Annotated in this window: 13 protein-coding genes and 1 pseudogene; 11 read left to right on the forward strand and 3 right to left on the reverse strand. The window is 53.0% G+C overall.

The features are described from left to right. Window positions 1-195: 195 nt before the first annotated feature. From NI000_RS19585 to NI000_RS19595, 3 genes are read left to right on the forward strand one after another with little or no spacing between them, the layout of a single operon-like run. The gene (locus NI000_RS19585) at window positions 196-1557 is read left to right on the forward strand and encodes an ammonium transporter (RefSeq protein ID WP_253413127.1); all 1362 of its coding nucleotides are present in this window, start codon (window positions 196-198) and stop codon (window positions 1555-1557) included. 27 nt (window positions 1558-1584) lie between these two features. Then, complete coding sequence (locus NI000_RS19590; protein WP_253413128.1) at window positions 1585-2664, forward strand: DUF294 nucleotidyltransferase-like domain-containing protein; 1080 nt, start codon at window positions 1585-1587, stop codon at window positions 2662-2664. A 7-nt stretch (window positions 2665-2671) separates the two neighbouring features. Beyond that, window positions 2672-3406, forward strand: coding sequence for an exonuclease domain-containing protein (locus NI000_RS19595; RefSeq protein ID WP_253413129.1), 735 nt, complete (start codon window positions 2672-2674; stop codon window positions 3404-3406). Between the two features lie 6 nt (window positions 3407-3412). On the opposite strand, the gene NI000_RS19600 is transcribed toward NI000_RS19595, so the two are convergent. Further along, complete coding sequence (locus NI000_RS19600) at window positions 3413-3859, reverse strand: Mov34/MPN/PAD-1 family protein (protein WP_253413130.1); 447 nt, start codon at window positions 3857-3859, stop codon at window positions 3413-3415. 237 nt (window positions 3860-4096) lie between these two features. Here NI000_RS19600 and NI000_RS19605 point away from each other — a divergent pair. Next, window positions 4097-4602: pseudogene (locus NI000_RS19605) on the forward strand (DinB family protein). A gap of 73 nt (window positions 4603-4675) precedes the next feature. On the opposite strand, the gene NI000_RS19610 reads toward NI000_RS19605, so the two are convergent. Next, window positions 4676-5992: an MFS transporter gene (locus NI000_RS19610; protein WP_253413131.1), complete on the reverse strand. Its 1317-nt coding sequence runs from the start codon at window positions 5990-5992 to the stop codon at window positions 4676-4678. A 174-nt stretch (window positions 5993-6166) separates the two neighbouring features. Here NI000_RS19610 and NI000_RS19615 point away from each other — a divergent pair, with 174 nt between their 5' ends. After that, complete coding sequence (locus tag NI000_RS19615; protein WP_253413132.1) at window positions 6167-6703, forward strand: TlpA family protein disulfide reductase; 537 nt, start codon at window positions 6167-6169, stop codon at window positions 6701-6703. Window positions 6704-6797: 94 nt separating this feature from the next. Here the strand turns inward: NI000_RS19615 and cimA are convergent, their stop codons facing one another. Beyond that, on the reverse strand, window positions 6798-8417 hold the full coding sequence (gene cimA / locus NI000_RS19620; protein ID WP_253413133.1) for a citramalate synthase: 1620 nt from the start codon (window positions 8415-8417) through the stop codon (window positions 6798-6800). 165 nt (window positions 8418-8582) lie between these two features. On the opposite strand from cimA, the gene NI000_RS19625 reads away from it, so the two are divergent. From NI000_RS19625 to NI000_RS19650, 6 genes are all read left to right on the forward strand, one after another. After that, window positions 8583-9890, forward strand: a complete 1308-nt coding sequence (locus tag NI000_RS19625; RefSeq protein WP_253413134.1) for a DNA polymerase IV — start codon at window positions 8583-8585, stop codon at window positions 9888-9890. Beyond that, window positions 9887-10390, forward strand: coding sequence for a molybdopterin-guanine dinucleotide biosynthesis protein B (gene mobB / locus NI000_RS19630; protein ID WP_253413135.1), 504 nt, complete (start codon window positions 9887-9889; stop codon window positions 10388-10390). The genes NI000_RS19625 and mobB overlap by 4 nt, the downstream gene beginning before the upstream one ends. Before the next feature lie 101 nt (window positions 10391-10491). Continuing rightward, window positions 10492-10725, forward strand: coding sequence for a ferredoxin (locus NI000_RS19635; protein ID WP_010491381.1), 234 nt, complete (start codon window positions 10492-10494; stop codon window positions 10723-10725). A 155-nt stretch (window positions 10726-10880) separates the two neighbouring features. Next, window positions 10881-12701, forward strand: a complete 1821-nt coding sequence (locus NI000_RS19640; RefSeq protein WP_253413136.1) for an adenylate/guanylate cyclase domain-containing protein — start codon at window positions 10881-10883, stop codon at window positions 12699-12701. Between the two features lie 58 nt (window positions 12702-12759). Further along, window positions 12760-14844 (forward strand): FecR domain-containing protein, encoded by a 2085-nt coding sequence (locus tag NI000_RS19645; RefSeq protein WP_253413137.1) that lies wholly within the window; start codon window positions 12760-12762, stop codon window positions 14842-14844. A gap of 27 nt (window positions 14845-14871) precedes the next feature. Next, on the forward strand, window positions 14872-16473 hold the full coding sequence (locus NI000_RS19650; protein WP_253413138.1) for a stalk domain-containing protein: 1602 nt from the start codon (window positions 14872-14874) through the stop codon (window positions 16471-16473). The last annotated feature ends 103 nt before the right edge of the window (window positions 16474-16576 follow it).

The following is a 16576-nucleotide window of genomic DNA, read 5'->3' on the forward strand; positions in this document are numbered from 1 at the left end:
TATAAAAAACCGAATTATACAAAGACGATGTTAGATTATATTTCGTAATTCTTGGTTTTTTAATGAAAATTCTATTGTCAAAATGATATCTCGTGTATATAATGACATTATAAATTTCAGAAAATGTTATAAAAACTAACATTAAAGAAGGAAGTGGTCGTTTTGTTTAAAAGGTTATTCTTATCCACAATATTTATGTCAGCTTTGTTGCCTGCAAGCCTCGCATTCGCTGCGGACGAAGCGACACCTGCCCAACTCCAAGGTGCGATCGATGCGGTATGGGTTATGCTGGCAGCGATTCTGGTCATCTTCATGCAAGCGGGTTTTGCGCTGCTGGAAGCGGGTTCCACCCGGATGAAAAACGCCGGCCACGTCGCAGGCAAGACTGTGTTGACTTTCGGCCTTTGTGCGATCGCCTTCTGGGCCGTCGGCTTCGGCTTGGCTTTCGGAGACGGCAACAGCTTCTTTGGGACGACCGGCTTCTTCGTTGACGGAACGGAGGAACAAGCCAAAGCGGCCTTCGGTTCGCTATCCGCATCGGACGTACCGATCGCCATAAAGTTCCTGTTCCAGCTGGCGTTCGCCGGGGTATCGCTTGCGATTGCCTGGGGCGGTTTCGCCGAGCGCGGCAAGCTGGCGGTTTACTTCATCTTCGGCACGCTGTTCACGGTCGTCATCTATCCAATCGTAGCTCACTGGGTATGGGGCGGCGGCTGGCTCGCTCAAATCGGAATGCAGGATTTTGCAGGCTCCACGGTCGTTCACTTGCAGGGCGCCACGGCTGCGCTCGTCGCCACGCTGCTGCTTAAGCCGCGGATCGGCAAGTATAATAAGGATAAAACGCCGAATTTGATTCCCGGGCACAACCAAGTTCTTTCGGTTCTCGGCGTAATCATTCTCTGGATCGGCTGGTTCGGCTTCAACCCGGGCTCGACGCTGAGCGCGATGAACGACGGCTTCTTCGGCTACATCGCCTTAACGACGAATCTTGCGGCAGCGGCAGGCGCGGTAGCGGCTATGATCGTATCCTGGATGTATTTTGGCAAGGCCGATATTCCGAGCATGCTGAACGGCGTGTTGGCCGCCCTTGTAGCCATTACCGCGGCTTGTGCTTTCGTTACACCGCGCGACGCTGTTATTATCGGGGCGGTCTCCGGCATCCTGACCTTCTTCACGGCGCAATGGTTTGAAAAAGCGGGCGTCGACGACCCGATCTACGCCTTCTCCGTTCATGGGATCGCGGGCATTTGGGGAACATTGTCAACGGGACTTTTCGCAACGCCGGAGCTGGCCGCGAAAGTAGGCGTCGGGAAAGCAGGTCTGTTCTACGGCGGTGGCTTGGAGCAGCTTGGCGTGCAAGCGCTTGGCATTTTCGGCGCTTTCCTATTCGTCCTGATCCTGTCCTTCGTTATTTTGTACCTGATCAAAGTGACAATCGGCCTTCGGGTAACGGAAGAAGAAGAAATCGTCGGCCTGGATTTATCTGAACACGGGACTTACGGGTATCCGGAGCAAATGAAGAAAGCGGCGCATGGCAGCGCAGCTACCACGGTATAGAGCGAAAAAGCTGAAGGGGATGTCGTCATGGACGGTCTCGCATTTGAAAAGTTTCGGAGGGAAACGTTCCAGGTCCGTAGCTTACAGGAGCTGAGGGCGCTTCGGGATCAAGTTAACGAGGAGTTCGGGCGGCGTCTCCTTTTTGCCGATGCGCTGGAATGGAACCGGGAGGTCAACGAATGCCATGATGCGTTAATCCGCCGCGTCATCGTGCTGTCCGAGGAGCGTCTGGAAGAAGAACAGGGAAAAGCCGTACCGCTTCCCTATGCGTTCTTGCTGTTCGGCAGCGGAGGGCGGGGGGAGCAGACGTTGTGGAGCGATCAAGACAACGGCTTGATCTACGCGGACCCATCATCGGCAGATCAGCGTATGGAGGCGGAGCGTTACTTCACCGAATTGGCGGTCCGTATAACGGAAGGCTTGGAAGCGGTCGGCTACCCGCCTTGCCACGGGCAAGTCATCTGCACCAACGAGCAATGGCGCAAACCGCTGCAGGGTTACCGTCAGATGGTAAACGAGTGGATGCAGGAGCCGGACTGGGAGCACGTGAGATATTTGCTAATTACGGTCGATGCACGTACGGTGTACGGGGATGAAGCGCTAGGTCGCGCACTAATCGAGGAAATCTACCGATATACCGCGGCCCGTCCGGCCATTCTGGAGCATATGTTGCGCAATACGCTGCACCATAAAGTATCCATTGGCGTGTTCGGACAACTGATCAAGGAGCGGTACGGGGAAGATGCCGGCGGGGTCGATGTGAAGTACGGCGCATACATCCCGATTGTCAACGGAATCCGCTTGCTGGCGGTAGAAGGGGGGATCCGACATTCGTCTACCGAGGAGCGAATAAAGTCATTGATCGCAGGCGGGCACATTTCGGAAGAGATCGGCCATGATTGGCTGGAAGCTCTGACGCTGGCATTGAAGCTGCGGTCGATGACTCCTTACCAGATTGAGGAAGGCCGGTATGTGACCCGCGGCAAGCTGACCGCAGACCAGTTGACGAAAGAACGGGTAACGGAGCTGAAGCAATGTCTTCGCATCGGAACGGACTTGCAGAAGTACGTCAAGAAAAGCATTCCTAAGGAGATAAAGGTTAGGTGATCGGCTTATGAAGGATATGCGGCCGGCCGGCCGGATGTGGCATCTGTATAAAATGGGCGGGCTCACTCCGGCGATCACGTCGATGTTCGATGTGCAAAGCGCGCAGCAGATGGCCTTTATCCGCTCCATCATGAAGGAACAGCGCAAAAACTCATTATATGAAATTTCTCTAAGCACGGTGGAACTGGTCGTTTTCGACTTGGAAACGACCGGTTTTTCGCCGTATAACGGGGATGAGATTATTTCATTCGGGGCCGTGTCGGTCACGGGGACCGAAATGAAGGAAGAGAGCACCTACTACAGCCTGGTCAATCCGAAGAGAAGCATTCCCGGGGAGATCGAAAAGCTGACGGGGATTACGAACGAGATGGTAGCGGATGCGCCGGATTTACTGCATGCGCTGCGCGGCTTTTTGGAATTCGTCCGGCAGAAGGTGCTGGTCGCTCATGGTTCCGGTCACGACAAGCATTTTTTGAATGCGGCGCTCTGGCGGACGTCCAAAGTCAAACTGAACCATCGTCTGCTCGATACGATGATGATTGCCAAATGGCTTCACCCGAAGCTGAAAAAATACGATTTGGACACGCTGCTCGACCTGTACGGCATCGAAGTGACGAAGCGCCATCACGCGCTTGAGGACGCGCGAATGACCGCTCATTTATGGACCGGGCTCATGCGCGAAATCAAGTCGAAGGACGTGGAGACGTTAGGAGATTTGTACGCGCATTTGAGCCATCATTAAAGCAAGTCATTCCAAAACGATTTCATACGAAATTGCCTCAAGCCTAAAATCCTCCTGCTGCCTTTTCCGAAAGGCGAAGGCTTTGACCTCGGGCAAAGCCGGATCGCGCAGCGAAACGATCCAGTGACTAGGCGTTGTGTGCCATAAGGTGGCTAGGTCTTGATTCGACGGATAAGGAGCGGTACGGGGATGGGAGTGAACGATCCCTACCAGTTCTTGTTTTCCGCCGGCAGCGTATAGAGCCTGGACAAGCTCCTGCGGGTGCAGCTCGAAGCTGTACAGCGGATTTGCCGCGGCGTTGGCGATCGGCACATAGTTTAAGGCCGCAGGAATGCCGGTCGCAGACAGACAGCCAAAAAGAAGGCCGCACGCTTCGCGCGGCATCGCTTCAAGGCAGTGGCCGATCATCTCGGACCATGCTTGTCGGTCAATTCGAATCTGCAAACGATTCATCGGAAGAGGCGCCTTTCGTTATCTTTTGCGCCATTATACTATATTTGCCCGTTTTCCCGCTCCTTTTTTGTTATCCGAGAATAAAGTTGTTGAATTTACAATAAAGTAAGTTATAAAGTTGTGAAAATTTTGCCATGGCCGCTGAATTGGCTGGAAAATTTATGAATATATATAGTACCAAGTAATAGAACTTTGTTATAATAAATGATGGATACTTGGAACTGAAAGGAGAATAGTGTGGATAAATTTGAAGAGAATTTAATTAAAACCAGAGAGCAGTTGTTAAATGAGATTTCTTCTCTAAGTTTTGATGAATTCAATCGACGTTTTGAGATGAATAAATGGAGTATAGCTCAGGTTTGTCATCATTTGGTTATTTCGGAAAGTTTGATCGCAAAAGCAATTGTGTTTGGGCTTGATCAAAAGAACCAAAAGAATCCAACCAAAACAGAACACATACCGATTCGCTTTGTATCAGATAGGTCCAATAAGATTCAAGCGCCTAAGATTACAGAACCAGTTCCGAACCTTTTCAAGTTCTGCAAATCGTTCAACTATTAAGCGACTCAAGAAATAAATTTATGGATGTTTTTAGCAAGATAGATGACAAGTCCATTTTGAAGGCAATAGTAGTAAATCATTCCGTTTTTGGTGACTTGCCATTAGATCAATGGGTTGAACTAATGTATTTACACGAGCAACGGCATATAGAGCAAATTAAAGATCTGAAAGCACTGTGTTAAGGGAACGATGGTTGAGACATTTTAAACAACTTTATTTCTAACCCGGTCCGTAACTCAGACCGGGCTTACTGCATTACCCCCCAATCTTCCCTTGCGGTTTAATAAAGAAGAAGGCAAGGATTAGCGTCAGAAGCGACAAAGACGTAACGGTAACGAATACGGTTTGATGCGACTTGTCCATCATCCACCCGAACAGCGGAGGGCCGAAGGCGACGCCCAGAAAACGCAGGCTGCTGTATAACGACGTGATCATGCCCCGCTGTTCCCGTTCGACGGAGCCGGTAATCATCGTGTTCAAGCAGGGCAGAAGCATGCCGGTCCCGATACTGCTCAGAGTCAGGAGGCCGATAAATACATAAATGCTTTTATTGTAGAACAAAATGCATAAACCGAGCGACACCGTCATGAGAACAAGGCCGATATTGATGAGCCAGCGCATCAGGGTGCCGTTCTTTTTGATGAGCGAGCCGGTCGTATAGGAAGTGACCACCATGCCGAGGAGCGGAATGGCGAGAACGAGCCCTTTCATCACCCCGTCGATATGATAAGGGGCGACCTCCAGAATGTCCGATAAATAAAACAGGACGCCGAATAAGACAAACAAAGCCATGGAGCCCGCAAAAAACGACGTGATTAGCCAGCGCCCCTTCTGTTTCAAAATGGCGCCGGTATTCCGCAGGTACTCGCCGAGCTTGGGCGGGGCTTGCTCCTTCTTAGGCTCCTTCAGCAGAAACATAACGGCAAGCAACGATAGCAGGCAAAAGAACGGAAAAGCGAAAAAAGCGGCATACCAGACGATTAGCGCAAGCAGCGAGCCGAGAATCGGACTGACCACTTTGCCGGTTCCGTTCGAAGCTTCCGTCAACCCCAGAGCTTTGCTTTCCATCCCTTCTTTGTACAGATCCCCGGCCAGCGCCATGGCAATAGGAGCGGTCCCCGCAGCGCCCATCCCTTGAATCGCCCGCGCAATAATGATCACGGTGTACGAATTCCAAAGGGCGCCCAAGCCCGCCAAAATCCCTGCCCCTCCATAAATGATTAACGAAGGAATCATGATCGCTTTGCGGGAAAAACGGTCGGACAAGTACCCGGCGATCGGGATCACGAGGCCCGCCGTGACGGAAAACAGCGTGATCACCAAGCTGCTCTGGAATTGGGAAATACCGAGACGCTCCTGCATATCGGGCAAAATGGGAACAAGCATCGAATTGCCGAGCACGAGTACAAGCGGTACGCTGGCGATGGCGATAAACTCCCAGACGACCCCTTTTCCGCCCTTGTCTGCTGCTCTCGGGCTGTCGCTGCCGGCGGCTTGTTTATCTTTTGAGGCCGAGTCATCGATATCGCTTTCGAACGTAATCCGCAGTTTATTCGATTTCGCTTTTTCCATAACGATATTCAAACCTCCGCTAATAACCAAATCGTAAAGTTAATGTGCCCTTCCATGGAAGGCGCCATGCTTTCCGGCTTTATCCAGCGGAGCGTGATCGGCTAGTAACGTTTTACGACAAATTGGGAATACTGTAACCGTAAGCAAGCCGGAGTATAGACAGGAGAGAGACACTTGAAGCGAAACTTGCTGATTTTCGGATTTGCATTAGCATTGGTCGGGCTGGCTGTATTTCAGAATGACCGGATCGAGCGGAAGACGTCGGTCTCTGCCGCGGGCCGGCCGGAATTAAAGGTGGAATCGCCGGTGCCTGCGTTTACTCTGAAGGGATTGGATGGGGGAGAATATCAGGTAGGGGGAGTCCGGGACAAGCCGCTGATGGTGAATTTCTGGGCTTCGTGGTGCGGACCGTGCCGCGAAGAAGCGCCTGCCTTAAAGCAGGTGTATGACCGTTACAAAGGACAGTTCGATCTTTATGCGGTCAACGTGACCAGAGGGGATGATCTGGAGGCGGTCCGGCGCTTCGTCAACCAGGGGCAATTTTCGTTCCCGGTGCTATTGGATACGAGCGGTGAGGCGTCTGACGCCTACCGGCTGTTATTCGTCCCGACCAGCTTCCTGATTGACCGGCAAGGGCGCTTGAAGGAAGTCATTCATGTGCTGCCTCCGGACCAATTAGAGGACAAAATCAAACGGCTCATCGCAAGCTAAACTTGGCATCCGCACTGTTGGCAGCCGTTACATCAAAACAAGCCGCAATGTCTCCGGTTGGAGGATTGCGGCTTGTTTTTTTTACAATAGTTAGTTAGTGATTTACGAGCCCGAGGCGTTCCCGGCTTTCTTCCGGCTTGTCGGCTACGCGGGTCATGCCGAGCAGCGCATACCGGATGCTGTCGACAAGGGCGTGCCAGCTCGCTTCGATAATATTTTCCGATACGCCGACGGTGCTCCACGTGCTATTGAAATCGGTCGATTCGATCAGCACGCGAACTTTCGCTGCCGTGGTGTCCTTCTCATCCAAGACGCGCACTTTATAATCGGACAAATGCATGTTGTTGATATCCGGATAGTATTCGACCAGACATTTGCGCAAGGCATTGTCCAACGCATTAACGGGACCGTTGCCTTCGGCGGCGTTGTAGATCGTTTTGCCGTGTACGTTCACCTTGACGATCGCTTCGGAAAGCACCGGCTGATCGGCCGATTTGGCCACCATAATTTTAAACGAATCGAGAGTGAACACTTCCTCCAGCTTGCCGTAGGCGTCCCGGATCAGAAGCTCCAGCGTGGCGTCCGCACCTTCGAACTGATAGCCCTGATGCTCCATCTCTTTGATTTGCTCGATGAGCTGCTTCGTCTGCTGGTTGTTCGTATTGAAGTCCAAGCCCAGCTCCTGGGTCTTGAATACAAGGTTGCTTTGTCCGGCGAGCTCCGAGACGAGCACGCGCTGCTTGTTGCCGACCAGCTCGGGCTTGATATGCTCGTACGTGCTGGAATCGCGCAGGATCGCCGACACGTGAATTCCGCCTTTGTGCGCGAATGCCGCAGAACCGACGTAAGGCTGGTTAACCGGCATATGCATGTTGGCGATTTCGCTGACATAGCGTGCCACGGTGGACAAGCTGGCCAATTGCTCTGCGCTGATTACATCGTACTTCAGCTTTAACTGTAAATTCGGAATGACCGATACAAGATTGGCATTGCCGCACCGTTCCCCGTAGCCGTTGATCGTGCCCTGCACTTGCCGGGCTCCGGCCATGACGGCGGCCAGGCTGTTTGCTACGCCAAGCTCGCAATCGTTGTGCGCGTGAATGCCGATCGGACAGGAGATCGAGGTCGTCACTTTGGTCATGATGGCCGAAATTTCGTGAGGCAGCGTGCCTCCGTTCGTGTCGCACAGCGCAATCCAGTCGGCGCCGGCTTCCTCGGCCTTCTTGATCGTCGCCAGAGCGTATTCCGGGTTGCTCTTGTAGCCGTCGAAGAAGTGCTCCGCGTCGTAAATGACTTCGAGCCCATGGCTCTTCAAATAACGTACCGAATCGTAGATCATCGCCAAGTTTTCTTCCAGTGTCGTTTGGATGGCCGTATGCACTTGGAAATCCCACGATTTTCCGAAGATCGCCGCGGCCTGAACGCCGACCTCAAGAATCCGGTTCAGGTTTGGGTCGTTTTCCGCCAACGTCTCTTTGCGCCGCGTGCTGCCGAAGGCCGTAATTTTTGCATGCGACAATTTCAATTCCTTCACGCGCGTGAAAAACTCAATATCCTTGTTGTTGCTGCCGGGCCAACCGCCTTCAATATAGGAAACGCCCAGCGCGTCCAGTTTTTGGGCGATTTTCAGTTTGTCTTCGACGGAGAGGCTGACGCCTTCGCCCTGAGTACCGTCTCTAAGGGTAGTATCGAAAATTTTAACCGTGCCCGCCATAATGATCCTCCTGTTTCTCTAAACATTTTATTGCGCTAAAGTATAATTTATAATTATAGCACAATATATCAGCCAAAGGATATTGCTAATCCTAAAATAACGCTGGCTTGACCCCGGTGCTTCGGGCGAATTATGCTGTAAGTAAGAGGACGGGAGGCGGATGCCATGGTTGAGACAAATGGGAGTGCCAAGGGCTATCCCGTGAACGGCAGAGTGATTCTCCACATCGATATGAACGCGTTCTATTGCTCGGTGCATGAAGCGGTAGAACCCGAAAAATACAAAGACAAGCCCATTGCGGTAGCCGGCAGCGTAGAGCTGCGCAAGGGCATTATTGTCACCTGTTCCTATAAGGCGAGGGCGCGCGGAGTGAAGACGGGGATGCTGGTGCGGGAAGCGGATAAGCTTTGCCCCGGCTTAATCTTGATTCGCCCCGACTTTGACCTGTACAGGCAGTTTTCCAGACGGTTTATGAAGATTTCATACGAATATTCGCCGCTCGTCGAAGCGGTGTCGATAGACGAATGTTATGTCGATATTACCGGCTCCAAGATGTTTGGAACTCCACTCGAAATCGCTGAAACGATTCAAAAGCGGATCCGTGACGAGCTTCATCTGCCTTGTTCGATCGGTGTCGCGCCGAATAAGCTGCTGGCGAAAATGGCTTCGGATATGAAAAAGCCCAACGGCATCTCCGTACTGCGCAAGCGGGACGTGCCAACCGTGCTGTGGCCCCATCCGTGCGCCAACTTGTTCGGCATCGGCAAGAAGACCGCCGAAAAGCTGAAGCGGCTGCAAATTCATACGCTCGGCCAGTTGGCCAATGCCGACGAGCGGCTGTTAAGCGACCGGTTCGGCGTACTCGGTCCGGCATTGAAGCGGGCGGCCAACGGCGAAGACAATTCGCCGGTCAATCCGGATAAAGAACAAAGCAAATCGATCGGTCATGCGACGACCTTGCCGGTGAATTATACGGACCGGGCTGACATCCACCGGGTGTTTCTGAATTTGTCCGACCAAGTCGGGCGGCGGCTGCGCCGGCAGGGCCTGGTCGCGGAGACGGTACAGATCTCGATACGCGATCCCGATATGAAGACGATCACGCGTGCCTCGAAGCTGCCCGAGCCTTCGGAAAGCGCGGACGACTTCTACCGGGTGGCCTGCCAATTATTCGACGCGCATTGGAAAGAAGGGCTCCCGGTGCGATTGCTCGGCGTGACGCTGCAGAATCTGACAGCCAAGCAAGAGCTTGCCGTACAGCTCGACTTGTTCAGTTATCAGAAACAGCCGGTAAAGGAGAAGCTGAACCAGGCGATGGACGCGCTCCGCGACAAGTACGGCGAAGGCGTGATTTTGACTGCGGGGATGCTTGGCGACGATCCTTCCACGCTCATCCGCAACACCAAGAGGCGCGGCACGTCGCTGCAAATGGATCATCTCCGGTTAAAGGGATTGGAGGAGGACGAGTATTGACGACGATTATCGGATTCGCCGGTTATTCCGACAGCGGCAAAACGACGATGGTTTCGCTGCTGGTTCCATATTTTGAGGAACGGGGCATTAAGGTTGCGGTTATAAAACACGATGCGCACGGGCATTATAAGGAAGCTCCCGCAGCGGATTCCACATTGTTTATCCAGTCCGGGGCGTCGGCTTCCGTCGTCTTGTCTCCGGATGCCGTAAGAATATACGAACGCAAAACGGTCACGCTTCAGGAGACGATCAAACGGTTAAAAGGAAGTTGCGAACTGATTTTAATAGAAGGCTTCAAGCGGGAATCGCACGATAAAATCGCCGTATTCCGGACGGAAGAGCAGGCGCGGATCGTGCAGGAGCTCGCTGTGCCCCCGATTGCTTGCATAGCTGCGGATCGGAAGCTGGCAGGAGCCGCTGCGCCGGGCATCCCTTTCTTTTCAATGGACGCCGTAGAGTCGATCGCCGAGTTCATCCGCTCCTGCATGAAGAATCCATAACGAAGCGGTATCATATCGTTCGCTACTTTCTATTTGAACTTTGTAAGCTTTTATATTATATTTTAGGATGTGGTTACACAATCAAGGGAGGAAGATTAGACATGGCAAAATACACTTGGGTGGATAAAGAAACCTGTATCGCTTGCGGTGCCTGTGGAGCAACGGCACCGGACATTTACGACTACGACGATGAGGGTCTTGCAGAAGTAATTTACGAAGCAGACGGCAACAAAGGCGTAACCGAAATTCCGGAAGATCTGTACGATGATCTGCAGGATGCTCAGGACGGCTGCCCTACAGATTCCATCAAAGTCGCAGACGCTCCTTTTAACTAATACTCCGAATACCTATAGCTTCATAGCAAAGAGCCTGTTTCCCTAGCGGAGGCGGGCTTTTTTATTATGGCATAAGTTTGAAATAGATAACTTCGGTTCGGAATTTTATGGTAAGATGAATAGCGGAAACTGCGAGAAAAACAGGGGGCCTTTTCATGAAAAAGGGGTGGAGCAAGTCCGGCGTTATCGCAGCGGGCAATGGGGTTATCTTGCTGCTGTGCATCGTGCTTTTGACGACCGGGGCGCTTAAGGTATTATCCGACAGTTTATACGACTTTAACGTGGAGCAAACCATGACTCAGGCCCCGCACGAGGATATTGTCGTCATCGGCATCGACTCCGACTCCATTCGGGAAGTAGGGCCTTACCCGTGGGACCGTAAAGTATACGCGGAGCTGATCAAACAGCTTGAAAGCGCTGGCGTCAAAGCGATCGGCTTCGATATCGAGTTGTACTCCGAAAGCGACAAGCCGGAAAGCGACCGCGCGCTGGCCGACGAATTGGCCAAACACAACAACATCGTCATTCCATCCCATGCGAACCTGGAAAATAAATTCGACCGGTCGATGAAGGTGAAGGCAGGGGAGCTGCTGACCGCCCGCTCGATAACGGAACCGATCCTGGCCTTCCGGCAGTCGGTTGGAAAATCGCATATCAATGCGGCGTACGATAGCGATGGCGTCATTCGCTCCAACTGGATGCAGATCGATTCGCCTCAAGGGGTATATCCGTCGTTTGGGCTTGCGATGGCACAGCTTGCCGGAGTCGATGTAAGCCGGTATCTGAACCTGCCTTTATTGGACGGCCGTCCCAAGTCGGAAATGCTGATCCGCTGGGATGCAAAGGAATTCGATTTCGAAACGATTCCGTTCGCCAAGGTGCTGAAGGGCGGCGTGCCGCTTCAGACGTTCAAAGACCGGCTTGTGCTTATCGGCTATACGGCTCCAGGCTCGGACGAGGGCGTTACCCCGGTGGAGAAGCATATGCATCTGGTATATGCGCATGCGAATATTTTAAATCAGATCTTAAAGCAGCAGGTCGTGCTGCCTGTAGACAAGCGGATCGATTTTGCGCTTACGCTTCTGGTCGTTCTGCTGCTCGGGTGGGTGACTTGGCGGCTGCGGGCCATTAGCGGAGCGGTTTTTACGCTGGTGGTCGTCGTTCTTCTGTTCGTCGGACAATACGAGTATTTCGCGGCCTACTCGAAGTATCTGGACATTGTCGATGCGGTGGCTTGCGGGATACTCTCTTATTTTGGGAATTTGTCCATGAAAACCTATTTTGAGACGAAGCAAAAAAATTACATTACCAAGCAGTTCGGACGCTATATTTCTCCCGACCTCGTCAAAGAGATTGCGAGCAGCGAGCAGGAAATTCAGCTCGGGGGAATCAGCAAGGAACTTACCGTTATGTTCCTCGACGTCCGCGGGTTTACCCCGCTATCCGAGAAGCTGAAGCCCGAAGAAGTGGTCGACTTCTTGAATATGATGTTTAACTTAATCACGGAGCGGGCCCTCGAAAACCGCGGCACGATCGACAAATTTATCGGGGATGCGGCGATGATCTTGTATAATGCCCCGCTGGACGTGCCCGATCATCCGTATTATGCGGTCAAAACCGCCTATGAAATTCAAAAGGGGATGGAGAAGGTGCGTACCGAGGTGCTGGAGAAATACGGCGTCTCGATCAGCGTAGGCATCGGCATCAACACCGGCGATGTCGTGGTCGGCAATATCGGGTCTTATTTGCGGGTCGACTATACCGCGATTGGCGATAACGTGAATACGGCCGCCCGCATCGAGTCCAATACGGAGCCGAATCAGATCCTGGTGTCCGAAGCGACGTACGAGCTGACGAAACATGCTTTCGATTATCAATTTGCCGGGGAGAAGTTAATGAAAGGCAAGAGCGTTCCGCTCAAGCTCTTTGAGGTGCTGGGGATGAAAGACGTTCATTTGACGAAATTCGTTGAATAATGCCGTTTCTCACTTTACAATATGAATAGATTTTTGGATTCCGGAGAGGGGTTTTGTTGTGGCGAACGCAGTGCGGATCAATAGACGGAAGCGGAAGCCGGCTTTGGCTTGGGTGCTTGTTTTCGCTATGCTGTTTCAAGGAGTAGCCGCTTTAGTTCTCGCAAGCCCGGCGAATGCCAAATCATCCCGGTCGGCGGCTGTCGTTGAAGTAACGGGAGAGGCAACGTATAAGAAATCGGGCGGCTCGCGGTCCTACGCGGTGTATCAGGACTTGAATTTGAATCAGGGCGATTCGATCGTAACCGGTCCGTCCTCCTCGGTCGTGCTGCGGGTTGTGGACCGCGAGGACGAGATTACGATCGGCGAAAATTCCGAGGTGTACATATCCGATTTAGTTGAAAAAAACGGCGGCAAGAAAACCAAGGTGAAATCTTGGGCAGGCAGTTTATGGGCGAAAGTCAAGTCGCTGGTCGGTTCGGAGGAGGAATTCGAGGTCGAGACGCCGACGGCGGTTATGGGGGTCAGGGGAACGAACTTTATGACGTCCGTCAATTGGAAGACGGGGGAAACGACGATGGCCGTGGCGGCGGGAATCGTCTCCGCTTCGGAAGCTGATTCCGCTGCGGATCGTAAGCAGACGGAAAGCGTGTCGGTGTACCCGGCTCAGCAAGTGAGGCTCGATTCCTTCGGGTGGAATAACGAGCCGAGGACCCGGGCGGAATATGCAGATCCCAAAGCTTTGGTCGAGGTTCTGGATAAAAAAGTGCTTGAAAGCTTTATCAAGAATATCGGGAACATCCAAAAAGAACAAGATAAAATTAAAGCGCAGCTTAAGGAAAATCTGGATAAGGGCGAAGGAAAACCGGACGGGCGTTCAATATTGAAAATCAGTACGCCGGCAGATCTGGAAGCCGTCACAACCAATTTCGACCGGTTCCTGTCTCTGTTGGCCAAATCGGCCGTTGACGCAGGAAAACTGACTCAAAAAGCTGTAGACGAAGCCAATGCGAGCATTGGCGATCCCTCGAGAAAGCTTGATATTCATAATCCTCCTGCCATAGATAAAAATGCAGGCATTGACCCGGAAGTAGAGCAGTTAAAGAAACAGGCGGGGCAGAAAAATACCGCATATGAGCAGGAGCAAAGGGAGCTGCGCGATAATCAGGCAAAGCTTGCGTCCTTGCTGGATCGTATTGAAGCCGAAAGGCAGCGAATACAGGATCAGAACCGAAAAGCCGTTGCAGAAGCGGATCAAAAGGCAACGGATCAATATACGAGTACGCTTAGTGCGGACGAAAAGAAAAAATTTGAGGAGAGTCAACGGAAAAACGCCAATCAGCCTGCGCCCGATTCGTCCTCCCGTCCGACTTCGCCTCCAGCCGATTCCGGGAGCGACAGTGGCGGCGGCTCCTCGGACGACCGTCCTTCCGTTCCCGTGCTGATCAGCCCGACAGCGGAAGTGACGGTGCGGAATCCGGTGCAAATTAAATTGAAAGCCGCCGCAGGGACAACCGTCCGTGTGCTGAACGGCACGGAAGAAGTCGGACGAGCAGACGGACTGGGAGATAACGAGGTCACCGTTACGCTTCGGGCGCTGCAGCCCGGAACTTACAATTTAACGGCGCAAGCTTTCCGCGAATCCGCAGCAAGCGTACCGGTTTCGATTCCGCCGATTCATATTTTGGGAGTAGGTTTGGCGCAAGTCGGCGGCATCAAGGACGGGAAGCTCAACTTGGCGTTGACGATGAAAGGCTTTACACTTGCTGAGCCGTTCTATTCCGTCGAAGCGCATCTGCTATATGATAAGGCGGCGTTGGACTACAGAGGTCCGGCAGACCTGACTTCCGTTCCGGGCACCGTATTCTATGGCTCTCAAACGGCAGAGACGCTTCGCCAAGTAAGCGACGCCTCCAAGAACGAATTGATTTATGCGGCGACCGCCTTTGAAACGCAGGGCTCCGGCGCAATAAAGCCTATTCAACTAAGCGGAGATACCTTGCTCGTAAACGTACCTTTATCGGTTGTCGATTCGGCCGCCGGTTCCGCCAAAGTTGATCTGGGCTATATCAAAATCATTGACAAACAAGGGAATACGGTATACGAAAGCAGAGACATTCAATCGATTAGCGTCGGCACGAAGTAAGGTGCGGGGTACGGGAAGGAGCAAGCTATGAAGAAAGCAACGAAACGAATCACCGTGTCGCTTCTAATGTCCGCCATGATTGGCGCATCGGGCGCGCAAGCCGCCGCTTGGTCGAAGGACGCCTTGCGGGGCGAGAACGGACAGCCGCTAACGGAGATGACGACATTGGCCGGAAACGGCGGCTTGGGGAGCGCGGACGGAGCGGGCGAGTCCGCTTCCTTCCGGATGCCGGGAGGATTGGCCGTATGGAAGGACGGTACGGTGCTGGTTTCAGATTCCCGAAACCAACGGATCCGCAAACTATCGCAGGGGACGGTCAGCACCTTCGCCGGGGCAGCTTATAAGCAGGACGGCAAAGGCTTCCCTGTCGGCGCACTATTGGACGGGAAGAGCGATGCCTCGCTGTTTAACGAACCTCAAGGACTTGCAGCCGATGCCATCGGCAACGTATACGTAGCCGATTCGGGAAACCATGCGATCCGTAAAATCGATACCGCCGGTCAGGTCAGCACCATCGCCGGCAGCGGGCTGCTCGGAAGAAAGGACGGCAAAGGGAAGGATGCTTTGTTCTATCGTCCGACAGATGTGGCCGTCGCAGCCGACGGTACTTTGTACGTGGCGGATTCGCTCAATCATGCGATCCGAAGCATCTCGCCTTCGGGCGAAGTCAAGACGCTGAACGCCTTGTCGTCCCGCGTCGTAGAATTGTTCCCCGGACAAGTATCGCCCGCAGGGGATTTTGCCGACGGAGATTTGAGAAGCGCCAAATTTAACGAGCCGACCGCTCTTGTGCTGGACGCCAAAGGAAATTTGATCGTAAGCGATTCCGGGAACCAGCGCATTCGATATATCGATTTGCAGCAGGGGAAGGTAACGACGCTGGCGGGCGGAGGTCAGGCGGCAGCGAATAAAGAGCTGCACGTTCCGGGCGACTTCGCTGACGGGAGCGCATCGAATGCGAGATTTAACTTTCCGATGGGCCTTGCCTTGACGGAGGAAGGCGGGCTTCTCATTGCCGACAGCCAGAACCATGCGATTCGTTACTTGCGGGACGGGCAAGTCAGCACCATTGCCGGGGCATCGGGCCGCACAACCGGAAATGCCGACGGTATTGAAGGAAGCGCTGCGCTGCACCGCCCGATGGATGTTGCCGTTCGTGCCGACGGATCGATACTGGTAGCCGACGCCTACAACAACAAGCTTCGCGAAGTAAGTATGTATCGGTTGCCCGACAGTCTTCCGAAGGATGGCGCCGTCAAAGTCGTCGTGGACCGGCAGCAGATCGCGTTTGAGGCCCAGCCGGAGATCGTCAACGGAAGAACGATGGTTCCGATCCGGGCGATTACGGAAGCGCTTGGTTATAAAGTGACGTTCGACGATGCGGCCCGGGCCGTGCAGCTCGCCAAGGACGGCGAGACGATCGAGCTGTATATCGGAAAGACCGGGATCAAGCGGACGGCAGCCGGACAGGAAGCAACCGTCAAGTCGACGGATGTCGAGCCGTTTATTTCGCAAAATCTCACCTTCGTACCGGTACGTTTCTTTGCCGAAGAAATCGGCATGGACGTTCAGTGGGACGAGGCGACACGTACAGCGATTCTGCGCAGCAAAACGAAAAAGTCAAAGTAATAGGGAATCACGACAAAATAAGACCTGTTCCGAGAAAAGCTCTTAGGGCTGCACTTCTCGGAATAGGTCTTTTCGATTAGGTTTACACCGGAAGAAAGGACGC

The sequence above is a fragment of the Paenibacillus tyrphae genome (assembly GCF_024158745.1).
Lineage (GTDB): Bacteria > Bacillota > Bacilli > Paenibacillales > NBRC-103111 > Paenibacillus_G > Paenibacillus_G tyrfis_A.